This window comes from Polymorphobacter sp. PAMC 29334 (genome assembly GCF_019431245.1).
GTDB lineage: Bacteria > Pseudomonadota > Alphaproteobacteria > Sphingomonadales > Sphingomonadaceae > Polymorphobacter_B > Polymorphobacter_B megasporae.
The window spans coordinates 3,009,952-3,036,856 of sequence record NZ_CP080243.1 but is presented as its reverse complement, the minus strand read 5'-3'; the positions used below and the strand labels follow the sequence as shown (position 1 = coordinate 3,036,856).

Genomic DNA, 26,905 nt, shown 5'->3' with positions numbered 1-26,905 from the left:
ACGGCGACGGCGGCAAATCGGTCGGATGTGCTGCTGAGCATCGGCGGCGGGCCCATCGGCCTCGTGCTCGGTTCGGTCGATGCCAACGTCTTCAGCACCGCGACCGCCGGCGCCGGAGCGGCGACCGTCGCCGACTACACACCTGACGTTCAGGCGGGCACGCTGATCCCGACGTTGCTCCTCAACCGCGCGATATCGAGCACGGGCACGATCAAGACGATTCAATCGATCATCATCGGCTCGACCGGACTTCCCCCGGGTAACCGGGAAGTGTCGCTTGCCGGCGTGACAAGCGCGACCGGGAGCGTCGAGGTGTCCGCGACACACGGCACCGTCGCTCTGACCGGCCCCGTGTCGGCCGCGACCTTCACGAAACTGCATGCCGACGCCGCGACGCTGACCGTTGGCGACGTCAGCGTTTGGCGGCGACGCGACGCTGACCGGGACCGCGATCGCCAAGGCAAGCGGCACGCACGCGATCGCCGCGCTCGGCAATGTCCTGCTCGCCTCGTCCGGCGGGGTGACGGTCGACGTGGTCCGCGCCGGGGGCACGGCGACGGTGCGCGGCCTGACCAACGGCAGCAGCGCCGCGTTGCTGACGGGGACGAGCATCGCCGCGAACGGCGGGGTCGCGATCTCGACGGTCGCGGCGATCAACCTCACCGGCGCAGGCTTGACCGTCGCGACACCACGCGAGGCGATCGACGCGAACCTCGGCGGCTTCGCCGGCCCGGCCACCGTCCCCGATGCCAATATCGCGCTGACCTCGACCGGCAGCGGGGTGACAATCGGCGCGATCGCGGCAACGGGCAATATCCTCCTCACCGCCGCGACGACCGCAACGGTATCGGGCAACGCCGAGGCGGGCTTCGGCGGCGGCAGCGGCGACTATGTCGTCAAGGGCGCGAGCGTGTCGCTCGGCGGCGCGGGAACGACGCAGAAGGCAACCGGCAACGTCTGGATCCGCGCGAGCGGAACCTCCGGCATCGCCGCGGCGGGGACAATCATCGCCGACGATAACGGCTTCGGCGGACAGCGCCTCGTCCTCGACAGCGCGGGGCCGATCAGCGGCGGCGCGAACCTGATCGCCGGGGCAGGGGTCGGCCCGACGACGGGGAACCGCTCGGCGATCCTGATCGCGCTCGGCAACACTGCGCAGCCGGTGACGTTGGGCAGCATCGACGCGCTCAGCCTGTCGCTCGCCAACCCCGGCGCGGCAACGTCGGTCGCGAGCTATACCCCGATCGTCGCCAATCGCTTCGAGACCGCGGGTACGATGTCGCTCGACGCGGTGTCGACTGTCGCTTCGAACATCATCGGCACGACCGGCACCGCCGTCGGGCAGCGCGACGTCACCCTCGGCGGCGACACCAGCGTCACCGGCAGCGTCGAAGTCCGCTCGGCGGCGGGGGCCGTCACTGTGGGGCCGGTCGTCGCCGCGACGGGGGTCAACCTCCACGCCGACTTCACGCCCGTAGGCAGCGATCCGACGCAGGGACTGCTGACCGTAAGCAACATTACGGCAGCCGGTGGCGACGCGACACTGACCGGTGGCGGCGCAATCAGGACGGCGTCGACCGCAAACCTGATCGCCGCAACCGGCAACGTGCTGCTCGCCTCACCGGGGGCGATCGGCATCGGATCGGTGCAGGCTGGCGGCACCGTCACCGCGCGCGGGCTGAGTGTCGGGTCGAACGCTGGCTCGCTGAGCGGGGTTGGCCTTCAGGCGAACGGAGCAATCAGCGCGACGACGACCGGCGCAATCACGCTCACCGGAACCGGGCCGCAGGGGACCGCGACACGGCGCGGCGCCTACACGATCGTGAGCGGATTCGCCGGGGCGAACGTCGCCGACGCCGACGTCACGCTGACCTCGACCGGCAGCACAGTGATGCTCGCCGAAGCGGGATCGACCGGCAACCTGTCCATCGTGGCGAGCGACCTCGCGGGGGTGACCGGCACCGTCACTGTAGGCGACGCCTTCACAGCGGGTGGCAGCGGCAACTATTACGTGACTGGTAACAGCATCACGCTCGGCGGAACCGGCGTCGTCCAGAGCGCCACCGGAGCCGTCGCGCTGTCGTCGCCCGGAACGGTGACCGTTGACACGGTTGAGGCAGGCAAGAAGATCACCGTCGGTGGCCTGACGGCAGGCAGCAGCGCCGGATCGTTCGCGGGCACCGCGCTGCAGGCAAACGGCGCGATCACCGTTCTGACAGGCGGCACGATCTCGCTTACGGGGACCGGCGCGGCTAGAACCGCGACCGAGCGCGCGCTGTTCGACCCGACGCTGCGGACGTTCACTGGCGCAACGACCGCCGCCGATGCCGATGTCACCCTGACCTCGACCGGCAGCACGGTTACGATCGCCGACGCGGCGACGACCGGCAATCTATCGATCTCTGCGGCGGGTGCGGCCGGCGTAACCGGTACGGTTGCTGCGGGCGACGGCGCGACGGCCGCCGGGCATGGCACGTACACCGTCGCGGGCTCGAGCATCGCGCTCGGCGGCGGGGTCGCGGGGCAGGCGGCGCTCGGCGATATCCTGCTCAAGACGCCGGGCACGATTACCCTGACCGCGCTCCGCAGCGGCGGGACGATCACCGCGCGCGGCCCGACTTCGGGGAGCAACGCGGCGTCGCTGACCGGCGACAGCATCCAGGCGAACGGCGCGATCGACGTCGCGACGAACGGGCTGATCTCGCTCGCCGGGGTCAACGCGACGAGCATCGAGACCCAGCGCAAGACGATCGATGCCGACCTTGGCGGGTTCAACGGCGCTGCGACCGTGCCCGACGCAGGGATCACCCTGACGACGACGGCTGGGTCGATCGGCGTCAACAACGGCAGCTCGACCGGCTCGACGACGCTCACTGCCGGTACCGGCGGCGTGTCGGGCGGAATCACGGCGACTGGTGTCCTTACTGCGGGCGACGTTGCCACGATCACCCCGCTCGCCGACCTCGTGCTCGACGCCCGCGACTCCGCGACGCTCACGAACGGCACCGCAACGCACAACATTGGCGTCACCAGCCATGCCGGCGACGCGACAATCACTGCCGCGACTGCGGGAACCAACACCGCCGTCGGCGGCACGATCACCGCGCAGAGCCTCGCCACTGGCCACACTGCGACGATCGTCTCGGGCACGACAACGCACGGCGACGTCAGGGCGTTGGCAATGGCGGCGGGCGGCATCGCACTGATCGCTTCCGGCACCGCGATGGTTGGCGACATCCTCGCCGACGGCGACGCCAGCGCAACGATCACCAACGGGACGACGCTCGGCGCGGTTTCGACCGGCAACGTCAACGCGCATAGCCTGTCGGGCGATGCGACCGTCACCACCGGGCGGGCGCGCGGCTCGATCGTCGCCGATGCCTTCAACGCCGCGCTCGTCAGCGACGGCATATCGGTGGCGGCCGACGTCGGCGCGACGAGCCGCTCGACCACTGGCGGCAGTGCGACGATCACGCTGGCCGACGCGCACAACATCACCGCCGACGCGCAATTCGGCCCGGCGAGCGTCGTCAGCGGCCAGTCTTTGGTGTCGGGCAATATCACCGCGACGGTCCACACCGGCGGCAACCTCGCTTCAATCGGGACCGCCACCGCGAACGGCGGCAACATCGCCGCGACGCAGTCTGGCAGCGGCAACGCGACGATCGGCACCGCGACGGCGAGCGGTAACGTCACCGCAACGGCGGGAGGGCTCGCCAATATCACCACCGGCACCGCGGGCGGGAACGTCGTCGCGACGGGGGCGACCGCGCACGTCGCGTCGGGCCACGCGACCGGCAGCGTCCGCGCGTTGGCGAGCGGCGGGACGGCTGTGGTCGATTCCGGGACCGCCGATACCGGCAATGTCGACGCGCTCGCGAGTACGGCCGCGACGATCACCTCGGGCACAGCGACGCTCGGCAACGTCCGCGCGACCTCGACCGGCGGCGGACTGGCGACGATCGCGACCGGCATTGCCGGGACATCGGTCGTCGCGACCGGCGGCAGCGCGACGATCGGCACTGCGACCGCCGGCGACGATATCATCGCCTCGGCGACCTCCGGCGCGGTCACCGCGACAACGCTGACTGTCACCGGGCTCGGGGCTGACACCGCCGCGACAGACGCCAGCGGTACCCTGCTGACCGGCGTGCTGACCGGGCTCGGCGGGTCGAACGCCATCATCCGCGCGACGACCAATGCGACGATCGGCGGAGTCGTATCGATCGCGCAGGCGAACGCCGCGAAAACCGCGAACTTCGATGTTGGCGCGGGGTCGGTCACGCTCGGCACCGCCGCGACGTCGTTCGACCAGCACGCCGCCGGCCGCGTCGGCATCGTCGCGACCGGCGGCGGCGTCACCTTCGCCGGAAGCAGCGGCACGCTCCAGTCGAACGTCGGTGGAGCGCGGACCGCCAACGCGGTCGCCGACGCATCGACCGCTGGCGGCGGCCTGTCGATCAGCGCGGCGACCAGCATCGACGGTGCAACGACCGATCTCGTCGCCAACGCCGAGACCCTTGGCGGCGGCTTCGATACGCAGGCACGCCAGCCGGGCATCGTCCTTGCGGCGGCGGCAGGCGGCGGCGGGTCGGTCCGGTTTGCGACGCTGACCGGCGGCGCGGTGACCGTCACCGCACCCGGCACGATCGCCATTCCGACGATCACCGCAACGGGCAACGTCGCGCTTGCCGGCAATGCGACGAGCGGCAACGATACGGCGACGATCAGCCCGGTGGCGATCACGATCGACGGCCTTGACAGCGGCTATGGCCGGGTCGATGTCACCGCCGCCGGCGGGGCGGGGGCCGAGGTCGCCTCGCTCGCCGTCGCAAATGGCGGGCAGGTTGGCGCGCTCCAGATCCTCAGCGCCACCGGCGCGGCGACGCTCCGTGCGACGCCGTCCGACCCGACGAAGATCAATTCCATCCTTGTCGAATCGCAGACCGGTGCAGCGAGCATCCTCAATACGGCGGGCGGCGCAGCCAGCATCGCTAACCCGGACACCGTCGCCGCGCGGACGATCGTGTTGCGTGGGCGCCAAGCCGGGTCGAGCGTGCTCGCCACCGGCCCCTTGCTCGCGACCGGATCGATCCTCGCGACCGGACCGAGCGTCACGCTCGGCACGGTCGTCGTCGCGGGCACCGCCGCCGACGGAACGGGCGACATCTCGATTGCCGCGACGAACGCCGCGTCGCTTGCCGCGGGAGCGACCGAGACCGCAGTGGCGCGGCGCTCGATCATTGTCACCGGAGGCACCGCGCTGCTCGGCGACGGCACCGCGACGGGTGGCACCCTCGCGGTGTCCGGAACGAGCGTCGTGGTGACTCGGAGCGCGGTCGCGGGTGACGACATCCTGCTGACCAGCGGCGGCGCAATCACTGCGACCAACGCGACGATCATGACGACCGGAAGCGCGGACTTGCAAGCGGGCGACGACACCGCGGGCATCGGGCTCATCTCGACCGGCGCGGCCGCCGGAACCGGTTACGGGGCGGGTCATACGGTCATCACCGACGCAATCGTCGCCGGAACCGATGCGACGACGAACGGAGCGCTGACCCGGCTTGCAGGAGCGAATATCGTCGCCACCGCCGCCGGCAACATCGACTTCAGCGCTGCGACGCTCAGCGCCGCTAGCGGTATTGGGCGCGATATCCACGTCGAATCGGACAGCGCGATCGCCCTCGCCGGTGCAACCGCGGCCCGCGGGATCGTCGTCGCCAGCAATGGCCTGCTGTCCCCGACCGGCACGCTGACCGCGGGTGACGACCTCGTCCTTGTTTCGACCGGCGCGATCGACGTCACCGGTGCGACCCTGCGAACCGTCGGATCGCCGAGCGATCTCACCGACGCGCGCCGGGCCGACGGATCGCTGCTGACGAATGCCGCAGGCGGGGGCGCGTTGACCGCACTCGGCGGGAGCAACATCGCGCTCGCGGCGGGCGGCACGATCGATCTCGGGCTCGTCGAGACCATCGGCGCATCTCCATCGTCGCTTCGCGCGTTCTCGGCGGCGGAGATCACCGCCGCGCAGGCGATTACGACGAGCGGCAGCATCGTCCTCGTCGGCGCCACCGTCACCGCGCCATTCGCGCTAACCGCCGGAGACGACATCGTCGCGGTCGCGCGCGGCGGCTCGGCGAAGCTCGACGGTGTCCTGACCGCAACCGGAGCCAACGCGAGCAACGCCGGCCTGACCGATCTCGCGGGCAGCGGCATCGCGCTTCCGGGTGAGACCGCGCTTGGCCGCACCGACGGCGCGAGCATCCTCGTCGCCGCGACCGGGCTGTCGACGGTGTCGGCGGATGTGGCCAGCGCGGGACGCTACAGTGTCTATGGCCGCGGCGGCATTGTCCTCGGGACGGACGCGGCGGCCGCGCCCGGAACGACGCAGAACGCGGCGCGCGATATCCTGCTCGAGGCGTCGATCGGGACTGCTCCGCTGCCCGCATCGATATCGCTCGCGAACAACATGGTGCTGACCGCCAATAGCGACGGCGTCGAAACTGCGTCGGGGAGCGGCTTCATCGCCGAATCGCTCGTCGTCCGCCTCGGCAATGGCGACCTCAATGCCGGGGGCGCGACATTGCGCGCGCTGCGGACGTCCGCCGCTTCGCTCGGCGACCAGGCGACGGTTCAGGTTCAGCCAGTCGTTACCGACGGCGTCAAGTCGATCACCATCGCGACCCTAGACAGCGCCAGCGCCGATCTTCGCGCGCTCAACGACGTGACGATCGACAGCGCGACGGTCGACGGTGGCCTGACGCTCGCATCGACCGCCGGGGCGGTTTCGCTCGCGACGCTAACGGTCAGCACGGGAACGCCGCTGATGACGTCGGCGCAGGTCGCAGCGATTGACCTCAAGCTTAGCGGCGCAACCGGGGCGACGCTCGGAACCGTCGCCGCTGCCACGAACCAGCTTCGCGACATTACCGTCGCAACGAGCAGCGGTACTGCGAGCATCACCGGTGCGGCGTCCGCGCGCGATGATATCGTCGTGGCCTCCACCACAGGCACGGCGAGCGCTTCCGACCTCAGCTTCGTCGGCACCGCCTCCGACTCCGAAGCCGGGGTCGCTACCGTCGCGGCGACCGATGCCAACGGCGTTGCGCTTACCGATGCGTATCAGGTCAGCGGCCCGACGATCACCGGGCTCGCCGGGCGTAACATCGTCATCTCGGGGGCGACCGGGGCTAGCCTCGGCACCGTGACGACCAATGCGACCGATTCCCTCGGCGACGTTCGCGTCGTGGCGGCGGCTGGGCCGGCGACGCTCGATACGGTCACGAGCGGCGGCGCCGGGCTGCCGGCGCGCGTCATCGTCGCGACGCGCAACGGCGCAGCGACCGGAACCACGCTCAACGCCAGCGGCGACATCATCGTCGACGCGACGCAGGGCAGCGCGACGCTGACGACCGGAAATGCCGGACGCGACGCGATCGTCGTCGGACCGTCGGTGTCGATCGGGACGATCACCGCGGGCGACGACATCGTTGCGGTGGCGACGGCGGGGTCGCTCATCGCCGGGACGCTGACCTCGACCGGCGCGAACAGTGGCGACGCGGTCGCGACGATCTTCCGCGTTGATGGCTCGTCGATCATCGATCCGGTCGCGGGTGGTGTGGTCGGCGGCCTGACGGGCGGGAATGTCGTCGCACTGGCCAGCGGCAACCTTGCCGTCAACGCCGCGACCGCTCCGGGTCTGGTGCGGCTTGCTTCGCTCAACGGGACGACGACGGTCACGACGATCACCGGGGGCGATGTCTTCCTGACCGGCTTCGGCGTCGCCGCCGGAACGGTCACCGCTGAACGTGACGCGACCGTGGTTTCGACGGGCGGCGATATCGCGATTGCGACCATTGCCGCGTCGCGCGACCTCATCCTCAACAGCGCGAACGACATCGCCGTTTCCGGCCTGTCATCGGCGGGGGGGAACGCGACGCTGACGGCAGTACGCGATATCAACCTAGGCGCAACCGCCGCCGGCGACGCGCTCGACGCCACCGGCCACGCCACCCTCACCGCCGGGCGCGACATCGTCGTCGTGCAACGCACCAGCGCTGGAACGGCTTTGACCGCGACAGCTGGTGGCACGGCAACCTTTGCCGGGACGGCTTCGGGTGGAGCGACGTCGCTTGCGGCACAGGGCGATTTGACCTTGACCGCCGACGCGGCGGCCAACGGGGCGATGACCCTCGTAAGCGCCGCCGGCTCGATCAGCGCGCCGAACGTGTCGGGCAACGGTATCACCCTGACCGCTGCGAACGCGGGTACGATATCAGGCGCGGCGACGTCGACCGGAGCCTTGACCGCAACCGCCGGAAGCCTCGCGTTCGGTTCGATCACGACCGCACTCGACGCGACGCTCCATGCTGCGGGCGCGATCACGGTAACCGGCGCGACGACCACTGGCGGAGCGCTCACGGCAACGTCGGACAGCGCCACGATCCACACGGGCGCGGTGACGACCGGCGGACCGGCGGCGATCACCGCCAACAACGGCGCTATCGTCGTCGCGAGCCTTGCCGCGACCGGAGCGGCGACGCTCGGCGCCAGCCAGTCGATCGAAGTCACCGGTGCCGCAACCACGACCGGCGCGCTCACCGCGACCGCCACGACTGGTAATCTCCAGTTCGGCTCGATTGCGGCTGGCGGAGCGGCGACCCTCCGCGCCAGAACCGCGCTCATCGTTGTCGGGCTGGCGAAGTCGGGAGCCGCGCTCGATGCCTTGTCTAGCTCGGGCGCACTAAGCCTCGGTTCGACGCAAGCCGCGACGACGGTGATGCTGCGTGGCGCGACCGGAGTTGCGGTTGCCGGCGGCACGACGGCGGGCGGCGCGGCGACTATAACCGCCGACACCGGGCCGATCGCGACGGGCGACATCAATGCCGGGGGCGATGCGATTGTGACCGCAAGCACCGGCAGCGCGACGCTCGCCGCGGTCAGCCGCGGGGCCAAGCTGACCGTCACCGCCGCGACCGACGCGACGATTTCGGGGGCGGTGACGACCACCGGTGATACGTCGATCACCGCAACGAACGGCTCGGCAACGATCGGCGGTGCGGTCAGGACGGCGAACTACACCGTCAAGGCGAACAACGGCACGATCACACTCGGCGGGGCGACGCAGGCAAGCAGCGGCACGATGACGCTCGACTCGCAGCGGCTGTCGATCGGGGCGGGGACTACGCTTGTCGCGGCGACGCGGATCCAGCTCGACGTCACCGGGAACGCTGCCGGCGTGTCGCTCGGCGATGGTACCGGGGCGGCGGCGGGAGCGACGAAATACACGCTGTTGAAGGCCGACCTTCGCAAATTCCAGACGCCGATCCTCGAAATCGCCGCCGTCGCGCGTCCCGTCGATATCGGCGACGTCGACCTCGACGGCGTCACTGCGGTGAGCGGGGGGCTTGCGGGGGTCACCGGTGCCTTCGGCATTCGCACCACCGGCGATATTCGCATTGCCGACCGCCTGACATTCACCAGTGCGGCGGCTGCGACGCCGCCGCGGGTGCTGACGCTCGGAGGTGCCGCGGGCGGTGCCGATCTCGACAAGACGACGACGACGGCGAACGCGATCAAGGTCCTCGCAGTGTCGGGTCTCGACAATTCGGTGACCGGCACCGGCGGCCAGATCAACGCCGCGGGATCGACCGTTCAGCTCCGCGCGACCTATGTCGCGCTCGGCGAAACCCCGTCTCCCGCAGCCGGGCGGCCGTTCATCGACGAGCTGCTGCCGGCGTCGGGAGCACCGCTGACCGCCGCCGAGGCGCGGACCCAGTTCGTCAACAATTCCGCTTCCTCGCTGTACCTTGCGACCCCGCCGTATTCGAAGCAGGCTCCCGCGCCGCAGGCCTTGGTCAAGGCGGGGACGCTCGTCCTTGCGCCGGGCCAATGGGCGCTGATCCAGAATACCGGTCCGACGGCGACGCCCGGCGGCGGGATCGAGGCGGGGACGCTAAAATTCAACAAGGTCGCTGGGGCGACGGCGGCGGATCCGGTCATCGCGGTATTCGGTTCGATCGCCGGCAAGACCGGTATCGCCTCGGCGATCAGCATCAATGCCAATAATCTCGACGGGATCAGTCCGAATAATATCCGGGTCAATGGCTGTGTCGCGCTATCGACGTCGGGCTGCATCCAGTCGGCGGTCTCGATCCCGCTGATCAATCTCGCCGATCCAGGCCGTACGCTGCTGATCTCGAGCGCGCCCGACCTCGCGCTGTCGATTGAGCTGATCACCGGCGCAACCAACGAGGCGCTCTGGCGCGAGGACGACGACGATTGCGCGCCGGGGACTGGTGCAGCGCGCTGCGCCGTGACGCCCACCCAGACTCGTTCGCGAGGGGAGAGCCGGCCATGATGCGCATCGTGCGGTTAATCGGGCTCGCGGTCGCGCTTATGGCGGATATTTCAGCTTCGGCGGCGCTCCCCGACACGATCGATCTTGGGCGCGGACCGCAGGGCGAGCTTTGCCGTGCCGAGCGGACGTGGAGCGATCCTGCCGCGCCCGGCCTGTTCGACACCAGCTTCAACGTTCGCTGTCGGGGTTGGACCGAGACCGCTTCGGTTGGTCGGTATCACGTCGTTGCCGCGACCGCCGACGCGACGGCGCTGCTCGATAAATCACGCGATGCCCGGCTAGCGTGCGGCGCGCCCATCGCGGTGACTGTTGCCGGTCTTGGCACAGGCACCGCGCGGCGCTGCGTCGCGCGTGAGGCGGGATATGAGGCCATCGCAGTTCAGGTCGTGCATGGCGGCAAGATTTACGCAGTCGATGGCCTGAAGCGTTTCGCCGACAATCTTGCGACCGGCCTGCGCTCGGTGGGCGGGGCGAAGATTGGCGCCAAGGGGGCCGGCAAAGGCGCTGCGCTCGTTCCCGCCAACGCGCCGCCACCGCCCGCGGGTGTCGCACTCGCTGCGGTGATCGCCGACGAGTCGGCGCTTGGCGACCAGCGGACCGAGGTGCTCGACTATTCGATCCGCGGACAGCACGGCGAGGCGCGCGAGATCGTGACGCGGTATCTCGCCAAGCTCCCGCTCGAAGCGTCGCGGTCGGACCGCATCGACCTGACGCTCGATGCGGCGCTGTCGGAATCGAACCTCGGCTATCGCGACGTCGCCAAGGTCTATCTCGACCAGGCAGCGGCGTTGCTCGATTCCGCCGAAGCGCCTCGCGGGCTGTCCGGCGATCGGCTGCGGAGCAAATTGCAGGTCTATCGGGCGATCGACGCGCTCAATCGTCGCGACTATCCCGCCGCCGCGACGCTGTCGCAGGCCGCGCTCGCCGAAGATCGTGATCCGGTTCGCCTCGCGTCGCTCGACAACGCGCCGCTGCGCGACCCCGCGGTCCTGCGCCAACTCAACACCAACGGGGCGTCGCGCGGACTTGGGTCGCGCGACCTTAGCTGGATCGGGCCAGTGGTCCTCCAGGCCGAGGCGCTATATGTTCGTTCGGCCGCGCTGGTCGCAACCGGGGCCTTCGCTGAAGCCTCGGTCGTGCTGGCGCAGGATGAGAAGCTGCTGTCGCGCTTCGATAACGCGAACCTGGAAACGTCGAACCTGTTGTGGCTCCGCAGCGCGGTGGCGGCCGAGCGCGGACGGATCGCGACGCATCTCGGTGACTTCGCGACTGCTCGCAAGGCCTATGCCGAGTCGACCGATCGCCTCGATCGTTCGACGATCTACACCGATACGCCGCTCGTGGCGCAGCGTCGGCTAGACTATGCCGGCTTCCTTGCGCGTCAAGGCGACCGAAAGGAGGCGCGGGTCCAATATGAGCGCGCACTCGACGTCCTCAAGCGGGCTGGTCCATCGACGTCGTCGGGTGTCTCGGGACTCGAGGGCTATTTCGGAGTCCTCGCGGCTGATATTGCGGCGGGCGGCACCGGGGCAGATTCGGCACGCGCGCAATTCTTCCTCGCCTCGCAATTCATCGCGCCCCCCGCCGTTGCTGCGCAGATCGCCCAGATCGAGAAGATTTTCGAGAGCGGATCGAGCGACGCGGCGGTGCGCGCGAAGGCGCTGCAGGATCTCGACAGGGAATCACGCGTGCTTGCAACGCGTCTCGCCAGCCTGCCCGAGACGGCAGCCAAGGACCGCGCCGCCGTCCGCGCCGAGCTGGACGTCGCCGAGGCGCGCGCGGTCCAGGTCCGCACCGAACTCGCCGGCGACCAGCAATATCAGCAGGCGAGCGATACGATCGCCACGCTTGGGGAGCTTCAAGCCGCGCTCAAGCCGGGAGAGGCCTATGTCAAGCTCCTGACACTGCCGGCGACAACATATGTCATCGTCGCCACCCACGGCGCGTCGGCGGTTTATCCGGCCGGGCTGCCGACCGCAGAATTGGCCAAGCTCGCAGTCGATGTGCGGTCGTCGATCGACGGCAATATCGCCGCCGACGGCCGGGTCATCCCGCTGGTTTTCGACATTCCCGGCGCGTTCAAGTTGCACGAGGCGTTACTCGGGCCCGGGCGTGATCTGCTCGCCGGTGTCACGACGCTCATCACCGAGCCGACCGGGGCGATGACCCAGCTTCCGTTCGGTGTCCTCGTCGTCGATCAGGCGAGCGTCGATGGATTTGCAATTTCGGTAATGAAAAACTCGCGCGACTATAGCCAGGTGAAGTTCCTTGCGAGCACTGTCGACCTCGATACGACGGTGTCCCCGCGGTCCTTCCTCGTCGCTCGGACGCAAAAGGCGTCACGCGCAACGCTGCCGTATCTCGGCTTCGGCTATCACGCTGTGCCGAATGCGACCGAACTCGCTGCGGTTCCCAATCGTGGCTCGTTCGCCGGACGCTGCGCCGGCCGCGCTGACGCGCTCCGCCAGGGTTTCGCCTCGCTCCGCCCGATCGGCGCGAAGGAACTGGCAGCGGCGGCAGCGGTGATGGGGCCAGGAAGCAAGCTTGTCGAAGGCGCGGACTTTTCCGATTCAGCGCTCACCGCGAACAATGCGTCGACCAAGGCGTATCGCGATTACGCCGTGATCCACTTCGCCACGCACGGGCTCAAGGAAGGCGAACTCGATTGCGACAGTCCGCCGGCGCTGGTCACGTCGATCTCCGACTCGCCGAATTCTGACGGGCTGCTGAGCTTCGAGGAAATTGCCAACCTCGGGCTCGACGCCAATCTCGTGGTGCTGTCCGCGTGAACACCGCCGCCGAGACGACCGCGTCGCGCGCGAGCGGGTCGGGCATCCGGGTCCGGCAGGGGCAGGCGCAAACTCTGAACGGCCTCGTCCGCGCATTCCTCGTCGCAGGCAGCCGCGCAGTTTTGACGACGCACTGGGCGAGATCGGCCGCAGATAATGATCGAGCCGGTCGAACAGCGTGTCGGTCGCGATTGTCTCGGGCTTGATCGTGATCACGCCCGCCTCGAGCCGCGAGATGTCGAGCAGCCCGCTGAACAGGCCTTCGAGCGCGTCGAGGTTGGTCTTGACGTGCCCGACGATCTCGCGCGCATCGGGCTTGAGGTCGAGCGACTGGAGCGTCGCCGAGAACAGCCCGAGTGCGTAGAGCGGCTGGCGCAGGTCGTGGCTCGCGGCGGCGAGGAATTGCGACTTGGCGAGGCTCGCCGTTTCGGCAGCAGCGCGCGCGGCGACCGCGACCTCGGTCTGGGCGCGCAGCGCGTCGACGAGTTCGACATTCTCGTAGCGGATGCGGACCCCGGCGGCGAAGCTTTCGGCCTGGAGGCGGCACATCAGCACCAGCGCGCCGGCGAACGCTGCCAGCAGCACGCCGAACAAGTGATAGTCGGTGCCGGAGAAGGTCAGCAGCCGGATGACCATCGGGACGTAGGTCGTGAAAAGGTAACCGAACAGCGCCGGCGGGTTGTATGACTGGCCGGGAACCGCGCCCGCCGTCAGCAGGATGATGACACACGCCGTCGTCGCCACCGATATCGGATCGGCCGGATGGGCGAACAGGAACATCGTCGCGCCCCAGACCACTCCCAGTGTCGTCTGGTAGATTGCGTGATGCCGCGACCAGTAAGCGGCGAAATTGACCGCGGGGATGCCTGCGGCATAGCGATGGAGCATCCGGAACTGGCGGTAGACCTGCGTGCCGACCTCGACCGCCGCCCATGCCGCGACGATCCGCCAGTCGGTGCGAAGCAACGCGGTGGCGACCATGAAGACGAGGCACGCGTTCTCGATGATGATGTTGTTGCGCGCCTGCCGATACTGCGTCTCCATCAGCTCGGCGTGGACGCGGTCGCTGCCGCCGTTCAATGGATCAAGCCGATTTCGCGGGCGCGGATAATCGCGTTGACCCGGGTCTGGACCCCCAGCGTGGCGAACAGCTCGGTCAGATGCGCGCGGACGGTGCGCTCGGCGATGTTGAGCCGAAAGCGGATTTCCTTGTTGGCGTGACCCTCGGCGAGCAAGGTCAGCACGTCGAGCTGGCGCGGCGACAGGCACGGCATTGCCGCCGCCGTCTCGGTCGCGGCGAATCCCGACCGCCCTGCCGCGACCTCGTCGATCACGGCGATCATCCGCTCGGCCGACAGGCTTTTGACGATGAAGCCGCTGGCTCCCCCGACCTGCGCGCGCATCCGCGCCGCCGCATCCTCGCGCCCCGAGATGACGAGGCGCGGCAGGTGCGGGCAGACCGCCGCGATCGCCGCAATCGTCGCGAAGCCGTCGCGGTCGGGCAATTGCAGGTCGACGATGACGAGGTCGAAATCGGGATCGGCGACGAGCCGCGCGACCCCGTCGATCGAGTTGTGCGCAAAGTCGAAACGCCAGTCGGGACGAACCTGCGCGATCATCGTCGCGAAACCGTCGACGAACAACGGATGATCGTCGATCAGCAGTAACCGCACCTGACTGTCCCCCGATCGCAAGCACTAACGGCAAAGTCGGGGCAAAGTCCACATGCCTCAATAGGCAATCGACGGCCGTCGCAGATGCCGTTAGCCGAACATGAAATCGTCGTCGTTCAAAGGGGCATAAAATGCGCGCGATGCTGTTGACTTCACTCGCCACGGTTGCACTTGTCGCATTTGCCGCGCCGACTGCCGCGCTCGCCGATGACTGCGAGACCAGTTCCGACGGCTGCGGCGGCGGCGGCGGTTCGCCGACTCAGCCGTCGCTCGGGGCGGCACAAAGCGTCAACGGTCTCTATTTCGTCTTGACCGACAGCTCCTACGATTACCGGTACGGTTTCGTGACTAACGGAACCACCGGCTATAGCGGCGGCGGCCCGTTTCACCCGATTGGCGGCGATGGCACCGTGACCGACGGCTTCGCGGATTCGACCGTCTCGTTGCGGGCAACGAGCTCCCCCGACGACCCGTCGTCGGCAACGACTGCCACTGCCAGCGCCGCTTTTTCATCGCGCGCGAGCCTGACCAACGCGTATCTCGTCGAACTCCATGCGAGCAGCGCCGCGGCGTTTGCCGCGCTCGAACCAGCGCTCACGACGAGCGGCGCGATCGCCACCATCCACGGCCATTACACTCTGGCGGCGACTGGCACCGCTTATTCGACGGCCAACGTTGTGACTGGCGTCGGGTTCGGCGGCGGCACGAGCCTCGACGACGGGCTGCAGAGCGGAGCCGGATCGACGTGCAACTTCACGGGGCCTCCGGGCACCGGCTGCGGTTCGGCGAATTATGACCTCGCTTTGAACTTCATCACAGGCTCGACATTCGCCAATGGTGATCCGCTGAGCATCTACGGCTTCATCTCGTTGTCGACTTCGGTTAGCGCCGGAGGGTTCGACGCCTCCGGGCTGGCCGGGACCGCGTCGGCGTTCATCGATCCGACGATCACGCTCAACTCACGCTTCAACAACCCGCTCTATTCGCTCAGCGTCGGCAACGCGATCACGCCGTATGTCGGCGGCGCGGTTCCGGAGCCCGCGAGCTGGGCGTTGATGCTCGTCGGCTTCGGCCTGACCGGCCGGGCTGCCCGGCGCGCGGCACGGAAGACCGTCCTCGCTTAGACGAGGGGAGCGTCGGCTCGACATGATTTGATCCAGGCGAAGGCCGGAACCAATGAATTCAACCGGTTGTGTTCTTGGGTTCCGGCCTGCGCCAGGATGACACCAGGCCTGACGCATCCTCGCACCGCTCAGTCGTCGCCAAATCCAACGCTAAGTTCAAAATAAGTTCACACAAACGCACATTGTTTTTCACTTCGCATTTCTTGCGCGAAACGCGATCACAGACGTTGCCAACAATGAGAAAGAACGCGGGCCGCCCGGTGGCGGCTCGCGATAATCCTATTCCTGTTGGTCCACTGTAGGACAGGACGAACTGCGGCGATCTTTACGCCGCCTTTATGCGCCCAGCTCGCTATCGCATGGAGCGGCATGCGCCCCACGCCTACCTCCGGCCTTCAATGTGCCGAGGAGCGCCACCATGCAGGATTTGATCTGGATCGGCATCGCCATCGGGCTGGCGTTGCTCAGCCTGCTTTACGTGTCGCTCGCCGACCGCGCCTGAGGGGCAAATTCAATGACATTCGCCATGTGGCTCAGCGCGGCGACCGCGCTCGGCCTTCTTTTGTATCTCGTCGCGGTGCTCACGCACCCCGAAGACTATTGATCGCCGGAGAGCGTCGATGACCTTCCAGGGCTGGCTCCTGATCGCGCTGTTCACGGCGTGCATCATCGCAATCACGAAGCCGATGGGCGCGTGGTTGTTCGCATTGTACGAGGGGCGGCGGACCCCGTTCCATGTCGTCCTCGGCCCGGTCGAGCGCGGCTTCTACGCGCTCGGCGGGATCGACCCCGACGAGGACATGACGTGGCGGCGCTACGCGGTCCACGTCCTCATCTTCAGCCTCGCCGGCGTGCTGCTGACCTACGCTTTCCAGCGGTTGCAGAACGTCCTGCCGCTCAACCCGCAGGCGTTCCCCGCGGTCGATCCGCACCTCGCGATGAACACCGCGATCAGCTTCATCACCAACACCAACTGGCAGTCGTACTCGGGTGAAACGACGATGAGCCACCTGACGCAGATGGCGGGGCTTGCAACGCACAACTTCCTGTCGGCGGCGACCGGCATCGCGGTCGCCTTCGCGGTGATCCGTGGCTTCGCCCGGCGCGAGAGCAAGGGGCTCGGCAATTTCTGGGCCGACATGACCCGCGTCACCCTCTACCTGCTGCTGCCCGCGTGCATCGTCTATGCGGTCGTGCTCGTCGCCGGCGGTGTGCCGCAGACTTTTGCCGGGACCGCGGTTGCGACGACGCTCGAAGGGGCGAAGCAGACCCTCGCGCTCGGCCCGGTCGCGAGCCAGGAAGCGATCAAGATGCTCGGCACCAACGGTGGCGGCTTCTTCAACGCCAACTCGGCGCACCCGTTCGAGAACCCGAGCGCGTGGACCAACTTCCTCCAGATGGTGTCGATCTTCGCGCTCGGTGCCGGTCTGACATGGACCTTCGGCAAGGCGGTCGGGAATACCCGGCAGGGCTGGGCGATCTTCGCCGCGATGCTGCTGCTGTTCCTCGCCGGGACGACGGTCGCCTATTGGGCCGAGGCGGCGGGCAACCCCAACCTCCACGCGCTCGGGCTTCACGCTGCCGACGGCAACATGGAGGGCAAGGAAGTCCGCTTCGGCATCGCCGCGTCGGCGCTGTTCGCCACCGTCACCACTGACGCCTCGTGCGGCGCGGTCAATGCGATGCACGACAGCTTCACCGCGCTCGGCGGGATGGTCCCGCTGTTCAACATCCAGCTCGGCGAGATCATATTCGGCGGCGTCGGGTCGGGGCTGTACGGCTTCCTGATCTACTGCATCGTCGCGGTTTTCGTCGCCGGGCTGATGGTCGGACGTTCGCCCGAATATGTCGGCAAGAAGATCGAGAGCCGCGAGGTCAAGCTCGCCGTCCTCGCCATCGCCGTCCTGCCGCTGATCATCCTGTCGTGCACCGGCATCGCCGCGATCGTTCCGGCGGGGCTGGCCGGGCTCAACAACAAGGGGCCGCACGGCTATTCGGAGATCCTCTACGCCTTCTCGAGCGCGGTCGGGAACAACGGGTCGGCGTTCGCCGGGCTGACCGCGAGCACGCCGTTTTACGACGGGTTTCTGGGCGTCGCGATGTGGTTCGGGCGGTTCTTCGTGATCATCCCGGTCCTCGCGATTGCCGGCAGCCTCGCTGCCAAGCGCGTCGTCCCCGAATCGTCGGGCTCGTTCCCGACGACCGGCCCGCTCTGGGTCGGCCTGCTGATCGGGGTCATCCTGATCCTCGGCGGCCTGACCTTCCTGCCGTCGCTCGCGCTCGGACCCATCGCCGATGAACTGGCGATGGTTCGCGGCCAGCTGTTTTAATCCGGAGTCCCGATAATGGCCCGCGCCGTCGCCCCCTCGTTGTTCACGCCAGCCCTGATCGGCCCGGCCGTGATCGATGCCTTCCGCAAGCTCAACCCCGCGCAGCTCGTGCGCAATCCGGTGATGTTCACCACCGGCGTCGTCGCGCTGCTGCTGACGATCCTGCTGTTCGCGGGCGGCACCGGCCTCGCCGTCGGCTTCCAGATCCAGCTCGTCGTCTGGCTGTGGCTGACCGTGCTGTTCGGCAATTTCGCCGAGGCGATCGCCGAGGGGCGCGGCAAGGCGCAGGCCGCCTCGCTCCGCCAGACCAAGGGCGAACTCACCGCCAAGCGCGTCTCGGGCGAGCAGGTCGCAGCGTCTGCGCTCAAGGTCGGCGACCTCGTCCTCGTCGACACCGGCGACCTGATCCCCGCCGACGGTGAAGTCGTCGAGGGCGTCGCCTCGGTCAACGAAGCCGCGATCACCGGCGAAAGTGCGCCCGTCATCCGCGAAGCAGGCGGCGACCGGTCGGCTGTCACCGCGGGCACGCGCGTCATCTCCGACAGGATCACCGTCCGCGTCACCGCGGGTCCGGGCGAGGGCTTCCTCGACCGCATGATCGCGCTCGTCGAAGGCGCCAGTCGCCAGAAGACGCCGAACGAGATCGCGCTGACGATCCTCCTCGTCGGATTGACGATCATCTTCCTGATCGCGGTCGGGACGATCCCGCTGTTCGCGACCTACGCCGGGGGAACGGTGTCGGTGGTGCTGCTCGCGGCGCTGCTGATCACGCTGATCCCGACGACGATCGCGGCATTGCTGTCGGCCATCGGTATCGCCGGGATGGATCGGCTGGTCCGGTTCAACGTGCTCGCGAAGTCGGGACGCGCGGTCGAGGCGGCGGGCGACATCGACGTGCTGCTGCTCGACAAGACCGGGACGATCACCGTCGGCGACCGCCAGGCGACCGAGTTCCGCAGCGTCGCCGGTGTCCAGATGGGCGAACTTGCTGAGGCGGCATATCTGTCGAGCCTCGCCGACGAAACCCCCGAGGGTCGCTCGATCGTCGTCCTCGCCCGCGAGAAGCACGGCCAGTCGGCGACGATGCCCGCCGGGGCCGAAGTCGTGCCATTCTCGGCATCGACCCGGCTGTCGGGGCTCAAGTTCGGCGCGACCTTCATCGAGAAGGGTGCAGTCGACTCGGTCCTCAACAAGCTCCCCGACAGCGCCTCGGCGAGCGAGCTTCGCCGCATAACCGACGAGATCGCGCGCTCGGGCGGCACCCCGCTCGCCGTCGTCCGCGACGGGCGCATCCTCGGCGCGGTCCATCTGAAGGACATCATCAAGGCGGGTATCCGCGAGCGCTTCGTCGAGCTGCGCCGGATGGGTATCCGCACGGTGATGATCACCGGCGATAACCCGCTGACTGCCGCGAGTATCGCCGCCGAGGCCGGGGTCGACGACTTTCTCGCCCAGGCGACGCCGGAGGACAAGCTCGCGCTGATCCGCAAGGAGCAGACCGGCGGCAAGCTCGTCGCGATGTGCGGCGACGGCACCAACGACGCTCCGGCGCTCGCACAGGCCGATGTCGGGGTGACGATGAACACCGGCACGCAGGCGGCGCGCGAGGCGGGCAACATGGTCGACCTCGACAGCGACCCAACCAAGCTGATCGAAATCGTCGGCCTCGGCAAGCAGCTCCTGATGACGCGCGGGGCGCTGACGACCTTCTCGATCGCCAACGACGTCGCCAAGTATTTCGCGATCCTGCCGGCGATCTTCGTCGTGCTCTATCCGGGTCTGGCGGTGCTCAACGTGATGGGGCTGGCGTCGCCGCAGAGCGCGATCCTGTCGGCGATCATCTTCAACGCACTGATCATCCCGGCGCTGGTGCCGCTCGCTTTGAAGGGCGTGAAGTACCGCCCGGCGGGGGCGGGGACGCTGCTCGCGCGCAACCTCGCGGTCTATGGATTGGGCGGCATCGTCGCGCCGTTCATCGGCATCAAGCTGATCGACATCGCCGTTTCCGGCCTCGGTCTGGTCTAAGGAAGTTCACCATGAACGCTGAATTTCGTTCCGCAATCCGCCCTGCGCTGGTCATGCTGGTGCTGTTCACCATCCTGACCGGACTGGCCTACCCCGCACTCATCCTCGGCATCGGCCAGCTGGTGTTTCCGGTCCAGGCCAACGGCAGCCTCGTCCGCGACGGCGGCAAGGTCGTTGGCTCCGAACTGATCGGGCAGAGCTTCGCCGCGCCGAAGTATTTCCACGGACGCCCGTCGGCGGCAGGCAAGGGGTATGACGGGCAGGCGTCGTCGGGGTCTAACCTCGGGCCGACGTCGAAGGCGCTGATCGATCGCGTCCGCACCGACGTCAAGGCGGCGCGCGCCGACGGGTTGACCGGCGACGTCCCCGGCGACCTGTTGACGACCTCGGCATCGGGGCTCGATCCGCACATCTCGCCGGCGTCGGCACGGGTCCAGATCGCCCGCGTCGCCAAGGCGCGCGGGATGACCGAGCCGCAGGTGCAGGCGATCGTCGAGGGCGTGGTCGAGGCACCGCTCGCGGGGATTCTCGGTGAACCGCGCGTCAACGTCCTGCTGCTCAATCGACAGCTCGATGCCCAAGGCGCTAAAACCACCGGGTGACCGCTCGCGACCCAGACCGCCCGGCTCCCGAGGCCTTCCTGCGCGCCGCCGCGCAGGAGGGCCGCGGCCGTTTGAAGGTCTTCCTCGGAGCAGCCCCCGGCGTCGGCAAGACCTACGAGATGCTGACCGACGCCGCCGCGCGGGTCCGCGAAGGGGTCGACGTCGTCATCGGCGTCGTCGAGACCCACGGTCGCATCGAGACCGAGGCGCTGACCCGGCCGTTCGAGATCATGCCGCGCCGCCACACCGAAGGCTCGGTCCGCGCGCTCGACGAGATGGACATCGACGCGATCCTCGCGCGCAAGCCCCGCCTCGTGCTCGTCGACGAACTCGCCCACACTAATGCCCCTGGGTCGCGCCACCCCAAGCGCTATCAGGACGTCGACGAGCTCCTCGCCGCCGGAATTGATGTCTTCTCGACGGTCAACGTCCAGCATATCGAGAGCCTCAACGATGTCGTCGCGTCGTTTACCCGGGTCCGGGTACGCGAGACGGTGCCCGACCGGATGCTCGACGACGCCGATATCGAGGTCGTCGACATCCCGCCCGACGAGCTGATCGAGCGATTGAAGGCGGGCAAGGTCTATGTCCCCGACGAGGCGGCGCGGGCGCTCGGGCACTTCTTTTCGCGAACAAATCTCCAGGCGTTGCGTGAGCTGGCGCTGCGGCGCGCGGCGCAGGCGGTCGATGCCGAGATGCTCGGTGACCTGCGTGCGCGTGCGCTCGCGGGGACCTTTGCGGCGGGCGAGCGCGTCCTCGTCGCGGTCGATGCCGCCGCCAGCGCCGCCGAATTGGTCCGCGCCGCCAAGCGCCTCGCCGATGCCCTGCGCGCGCCATGGACCGCGCTCCACGTCGAGACCGAGCGGACCCGCCGCCTTGATGCCGCCGGGCAGTCGCGGCTGGCAGCGACGCTCGCGCTCGCGGTCCAGCTCGGCGGCGGGACCGCGACAATCCCCGCGGCGAACGTCGTCGACGGGCTGTGCGACTTCGCCGCCGAGGCGCGGATCACTCAGATCGTCGTCGGCAAGTCGCTCCGGTCGTGGTGGTTCGAGCGACGCTACGGCTCGGTTGTCGACGCGCTGGTCCGCGGCATCGACGGCGTCGCGGTCCACGTCCTGCCGACCGGCAAGGGCGCCGCACAAGCCACCGCACCGCGGCGAACGATCACCCGCCCGATGGACTATCTGTGGACGCTCCTGATGGTCGCGGGCGTCACCGGCATCGCCGAGATCGTCACCGGGCCGAAGACGGTCAACAGCGTCGACATGATGTACCTCGTCCCGGTGCTGACCGCCGCGACGATCTGGGGGCTGCGCGCCGGGGTCTTCGCCGGGGTGCTGTCGGCGCTGGCGTACAACTTCTTCTTCCTGCCGCCGCTCTACACCTTCACGATCGCCGATCCAGCGAACCTCGTCACCGTCCTCGTCCTGCTGGTCGTCGCGGTTATCGTCAGCCAGCTTGCGGCGCGGACGCGGGTCCAGGCCGATCTTGCCGCGTCGGGCGCGCGCGCCAACGCCGCGCTTGCGGGTTTCTCGCGGCAGCTCACCGGGGTGACGACGGTGCCCGAACTCGCGCAGTCGATTTGCGCCGAGATCGCGCGGCTGTTCGACGTTCGCGCGGTGATGATGCTGCCCAAGCGCGGCGACCTCGTCCTCGTTGCGGCGGTGCCGCCGGGCGACGAACTCGGCGCGGTCGAGCTCGCGGCGGCGCGCTGGGTCGCCGACAAGGGGCGTCCGGCGGGGCGCGGGTCGGACACGCTGACGGCAGCCGACTGGCTGTTCCACCCGCTCAACACCGGGCGCGGGACGATCGCGGTGATCGGCATGGCGCGCGACGACGGGCGCGATCCGCTGCGCCCCGACAGCCTCGCGCTGCTGACGAGCGTCCTCGACCAGTCGGCGCTCGCGCTCGACCGCATCCAGCTCGAGGCCGAGATGGCCGATGTCGCCCAGCTGCGCGAGCGCGACCGCCTTCGCGCGACGCTGCTCGCGAGCGTCAGCCACGACCTGCGGACGCCGCTGACGAGCATCGTCGCCGCCGCGAACGAACTCCGCGCGACCGCGGCGACGACCGCGAACACCCCGCTGTTCGACACGCTCGACGCCGAGACCCAGCGGCTCCGGCGCTTCGTCGCCAATCTGCTCGACATGGCGCGGATCGAGGCGGGGGCGCTCAACCTCAATATCGTGCCGACCGACCTGACCGACGCGGTCGCAGGCGCGGTCCACGACGTCCGCCGCGCGCTCGCCGACCATCCGATCGCGCTGGCGGTGCCGCCCGACCTGCCGCTGGTGCGGATCGACCCGCAGCTGTTCCACCACTGCCTGATCAACCTGCTCGATAATGCCGGCAAATATGCCGACCCCGGGTCGACGGTGACGATCGCCGCGACGCGTCGCTACGACGGCATCGAGCTGACCGTGACCGACGAAGGGCCAGGCCTGCCGCCGGGGAGCGAGGCGCGCATCTTCGACACGTTCCTGCGCGTCGAGGGTTCCGACCGGACCAAGGACGGCACCGGGCTCGGCCTCGCGATCGTCAAGGGCTTTGCCGAGGCGATGGGGCTGACCGTGGCCGCCGGCACGCGCAGCGATCCCCGTGGCGCGCGTTTCGCGGTCCTGTTCCCCGAGGCGCTGCTCGTCCGTGCCCCAGCCGTCGCGACCGAGGCGGCGGAATGAGCGCGGCGACGATCCTCGTCGTCGACGACGAAGCCGCGATCCGGCGGCTGGTGCGCGGCACGCTGACCCGCGCCGGGTACGACGTCGTCGAGGCCGATACCGCGCGCGCGGCGCTGAGTTCGATGACGATCGACAAGCCCGACCTCGTCCTGCTCGACCTCGGCCTGCCCGACCGCGACGGGCTCGAACTCATCCCGCTGATCAAGGGCAAGGCGGCGCTGATCGTCGTCTCGGCGCGCGACCAGACCGGCGAGAAGGTCGCCGCGCTCGACCTCGGTGCCGACGATTTCGTGACCAAGCCGTTCGACAGCGACGAACTCCTCGCGCGCATCCGCACCGGCCTGCGCCACCGGCTGGCGAGCGAGGCCGAGGCCGAGGTCGTCACCGTCGGGCCGATCACGATCGACCTCGCGCTGCGCCGGGTCCGCCGCGGCGAGGAGGAAGTGCGGCTGACGCCGAAGGAATATGTCTTCCTCGCCGAACTCGCCAAGCATCCCGGGCGCGTCCTGACCCACCGGCAGTTGCTTCGCGCTGGCTGGGGTCCGGCGCACGACGACGACGTCGAATATCTCCGCGTCGTCGTCCGCAGCCTGCGGCAGAAGCTGGGACCGGAGGGGATGACGCTGATCCGCAGCGAGCTGGGCGTCGGCTACCGGCTCGGCGGTTGACCGCCGCCGACCTTGTCGAGGCGGCGGTTCGCGAAGCGCTGGCCGATGTCACGCGCCGCCCCTTGGTGATCGGCGTCTGTGGCGCGCAGGGGAGCGGCAAGTCGACCGTGTCGGCAGCGGTAGTCGAGGCGCTCACAGCGAGCGGTATCCCTGCGGCGACGCTGTCGCTCGACGACCTGTACCTGCCGCGCGCCGATCGCTTGCACCTTGCCGCGACGGTCCATCCGCTTCTTGCGACGCGGGGCGTGCCCGGAACCCATGATACCGCACTCGGACTGGCGCTGCTTGCCGCGCTCGACCGGGGCGCGGCAGTTCGCCTGCCGCGCTTCGACAAGGCGAGCGATGACCGCGCACCCGAGGATTACTGGACGCCGATTGCTCCCGTGCTTGACGTCCTGATCTTCGAGGGCTGGTGTGTCGGCGCGATACCGCAATCTGCCGCCGACCTCGGCGCTCCGGTCAACCCGCTCGAACGTGACGACGACCCCGACGGTCGCTGGCGGGCGTACGTCAACGCCTCGCTTGCGGGCCCCGGCTACCGCGCGTTATTTGCCCGAATCGACCGGCTGATCCTGCTTGCTGCGCCAGGGTTCGAGGTCGTCCGCGATTGGCGCATCGAGCAGGAACGTCGTGGAGTAGCGATCATGACCGATGCCGAAGTCGCGCGCTTCGTCGCGCACTACGAGCGGCTGACGCGGCACGTTCTCGCCGAGATGCCCGACCGCGCCGACGTCGTCATCCGCCTCGCGCCCGACCGCTCAGTCTCCTTCGCCTAGCGCATGTCGACAAGTTGGGGTCGAGGACGCGCTTCGAAGCCGGGTGGCTGCGGTCGCCATTGACAGTATCGCCGCATCCCGGGAGTTATCGGCGATGGCAAATTTGCGACCACTGACCGCGGAGGCGTGGCAGGACCGCGGCGACCGTGCCATCGCCGCTGGCGACCGCGCTGGTGGCGATGCCGCGCACTGCCACGCGGTCGCAGCATCGGTACACGACAGCGAATTGATCGACGCAGCGATGGCGCTGGCCGAGGCACGGCTTGCGGTCGCCGAGCGGATCCTGAGACCCCGGCTCAAGCGGCGGCCGACCGACGTCGCGGCGATGCGGATGCTCGCCGAACTTGCCGGGAGGTTGGGGCGCTACCGCGATGCCGAGACGCTGCTGCGCCGCGCGCTCGACCTTGCGCCGTCGTTTCGCGAGGCGCGGTTCAACCTCGCAACGATCCTCCATCGGCGTACCCGCTCGGCCGAGGCATTGGACGAAATCGCCCGGCTGCTCGCGCTCGACCCCGGCAATCCGAGCTATCGCAACCTGCGCGCGGCGGCGCTCGCCCGGCTCGGCGACTTCGACGCGGCACTCGCGGTCTATGCCGACCTGCTCGCCGACCATCCGCGCCAGCCGAAGGGGTGGATGAGCTATGGCCATGCGCTCAAGACCGTCGGGCGGCAGGCGGAGGCAATCGCGGCGTATCGCGAGGCGATCGCGCAGGCCCCGGCGCTCGGTGAGGCGTACTGGAGCCTCGCCAACCTCAAGACCGTGGCATTTTCGGACGAGGACGTCGCCGCGATGACTCTTGCGCTGGCCGATGCGCGGCTCGCGGTCGAGGACCGGCTCCACCTCCACTTCGCACTCGGCAAGGCGCTCGGTGACCGTGGCGACCCTGCGGCGAGCTTCGCGCAATACGTTGAGGGCAACGCCATTCGCGCAGGCCAGCTCAAATACGATGCCGCCGAGACGACCGCCGCGGTGGCGCGGGCGCGCGCCTTCTTTACCGCCGAGATGTTCGCCGCCCGCGCCGGGCAGGGCGACCCCGCCACCGACCCGATCTTCATCATCGGCATGCCGCGGTCGGGCTCGACGCTTATCGAGCAGATCCTGAGCAGCCACCCAGCGGTCGAAGGCACGTCCGAACTTCCCGACATTCCGGCGCTGGCGTGGCAGGTCGGCGAGCGCGACGGGGCGAGCAGCGTGACTGGATATCCCGAGGCGCTGGCGACCGCCGACCTCGCCGCGCTCGGAGCCGATTATCTCGCGCGGGCGAAGGTCCAGCGGAAGACCGCGCGACCGCGCTTCATCGACAAGCTGCCGAACAACTGGCTTCACGCCGGGATGATCCGGCTGATCTTGCCAAACGCGACGATCATCGACGCGCGGCGGAGCCCGATGGCGTGCGGCTGGTCGAACTTCACCCAGCATTTCGCGCGGGGGCAGGGGTTCAGCTATTCGCTCGCCGACATGGGGGCGTACTATCGCGACTATGTCGGGCTGATGGACCATTTCGACGCCGCTCAGCCGGGCGCGATCCACCGCCTCGACCACGAAGCTCTCGTTGCCGATTCCGAGCGCGAGGTTCGGCGGCTGCTCGACTATTGCGGCCTCGATTTCGACCCGGCGTGCCTGCGCTTCTGGGAGACCGAGCGCGCGATTCGGACGCCGAGTTCGGAGCAGGTCCGCCGCCCGATCAGCGCCGCCGGGCTCGACCAGTGGCGCGTGTACGACCAATGGCTCGGCCCCTTGCGCGAAGCACTCGGACCGCTCGCCGACTGACCGACTGACGCCAAAATGCAACAGTCGCGCAACCGTTTTGCCGCGATGCAGCACGCCGCTTGACGTCGGCGGTGCCGGGGACGACCTTTCGATCGCAGCCGGG

12 protein-coding genes and 1 pseudogene are annotated in these 26,905 nt (G+C 68.8%); 11 read left to right on the top strand and 2 right to left on the bottom strand.

Annotation, left to right across the window (positions count from 1 at the left end; translation table 11 throughout):
* The first annotated feature begins 403 nt into the window (after positions 1 to 403).
* Positions 404 to 10,366, top strand: a complete 9,963-nt coding sequence (locus tag KZX46_RS18035; RefSeq protein WP_219775131.1) for a hypothetical protein — start codon at positions 404 to 406, stop codon at positions 10,364 to 10,366.
* On the top strand, positions 10,363 to 13,155 hold the full coding sequence (locus KZX46_RS18030) for a CHAT domain-containing protein (RefSeq protein ID WP_219775130.1): 2,793 nt from the start codon (positions 10,363 to 10,365) through the stop codon (positions 13,153 to 13,155). Before KZX46_RS18035 ends, KZX46_RS18030 begins: the two co-directional genes overlap by 4 nt.
* 276 nt (positions 13,156 to 13,431) lie before the next feature.
* On the opposite strand, the pseudogene KZX46_RS23020 reads toward KZX46_RS18030, so the two are convergent.
* Both KZX46_RS23020 and KZX46_RS18025 read right to left on the bottom strand, forming a co-directional pair.
* A pseudogene (locus KZX46_RS23020) lies at positions 13,432 to 13,704 on the bottom strand (histidine kinase dimerization/phospho-acceptor domain-containing protein); the annotation flags it as partial.
* A gap of 527 nt (positions 13,705 to 14,231) precedes the next feature.
* Positions 14,232 to 14,828, bottom strand: coding sequence for a response regulator transcription factor (locus KZX46_RS18025; RefSeq protein WP_216709869.1), 597 nt, complete (start codon positions 14,826 to 14,828; stop codon positions 14,232 to 14,234).
* 131 nt (positions 14,829 to 14,959) lie between these two features.
* Between KZX46_RS18025 and KZX46_RS18020 the strand changes: the two genes are divergently transcribed.
* The 9 genes from KZX46_RS18020 (at position 14,960) to KZX46_RS17980 (ending at position 26,802) form a co-directional block, all read left to right on the top strand.
* On the top strand, positions 14,960 to 15,952 hold the full coding sequence (locus tag KZX46_RS18020) for a PEPxxWA-CTERM sorting domain-containing protein (protein ID WP_219775129.1): 993 nt from the start codon (positions 14,960 to 14,962) through the stop codon (positions 15,950 to 15,952).
* Positions 15,953 to 16,466: 514 nt separating this feature from the next.
* Positions 16,467 to 16,556: a potassium-transporting ATPase subunit F gene (locus tag KZX46_RS18015; protein ID WP_216709867.1), complete on the top strand. Its 90-nt coding sequence runs from the start codon at positions 16,467 to 16,469 to the stop codon at positions 16,554 to 16,556.
* 16 nt (positions 16,557 to 16,572) lie between these two features.
* Positions 16,573 to 18,282, top strand: a complete 1,710-nt coding sequence (kdpA, locus tag KZX46_RS18010; RefSeq protein ID WP_219775128.1) for a potassium-transporting ATPase subunit KdpA — start codon at positions 16,573 to 16,575, stop codon at positions 18,280 to 18,282.
* 15 nt (positions 18,283 to 18,297) lie between these two features.
* A complete protein-coding gene (gene kdpB, locus KZX46_RS18005; RefSeq protein ID WP_219775127.1) occupies positions 18,298 to 20,307 on the top strand; it encodes a potassium-transporting ATPase subunit KdpB in 2,010 nt (669 codons plus the stop codon).
* 11 nt (positions 20,308 to 20,318) lie between these two features.
* Positions 20,319 to 20,909, top strand: coding sequence for a potassium-transporting ATPase subunit KdpC (gene kdpC, locus KZX46_RS18000; protein WP_219775126.1), 591 nt, complete (start codon positions 20,319 to 20,321; stop codon positions 20,907 to 20,909).
* The gene (locus KZX46_RS17995) at positions 20,906 to 23,587 is read left to right on the top strand and encodes a sensor histidine kinase KdpD (RefSeq protein ID WP_219775125.1); all 2,682 of its coding nucleotides are present in this window, start codon (positions 20,906 to 20,908) and stop codon (positions 23,585 to 23,587) included. The genes kdpC and KZX46_RS17995 overlap by 4 nt, the downstream gene beginning before the upstream one ends.
* Positions 23,584 to 24,255, top strand: a complete 672-nt coding sequence (locus KZX46_RS17990; protein ID WP_219775124.1) for a response regulator — start codon at positions 23,584 to 23,586, stop codon at positions 24,253 to 24,255. The genes KZX46_RS17995 and KZX46_RS17990 overlap by 4 nt, the downstream gene beginning before the upstream one ends.
* Positions 24,252 to 25,031, top strand: coding sequence for a kinase (locus tag KZX46_RS17985; protein WP_219775123.1), 780 nt, complete (start codon positions 24,252 to 24,254; stop codon positions 25,029 to 25,031). The genes KZX46_RS17990 and KZX46_RS17985 overlap by 4 nt, the downstream gene beginning before the upstream one ends.
* A gap of 94 nt (positions 25,032 to 25,125) precedes the next feature.
* A complete protein-coding gene (locus KZX46_RS17980) occupies positions 25,126 to 26,802 on the top strand; it encodes a tetratricopeptide repeat-containing sulfotransferase family protein (protein ID WP_219775122.1) in 1,677 nt (558 codons plus the stop codon).
* Positions 26,803 to 26,905: the final 103 nt, after the last annotated feature.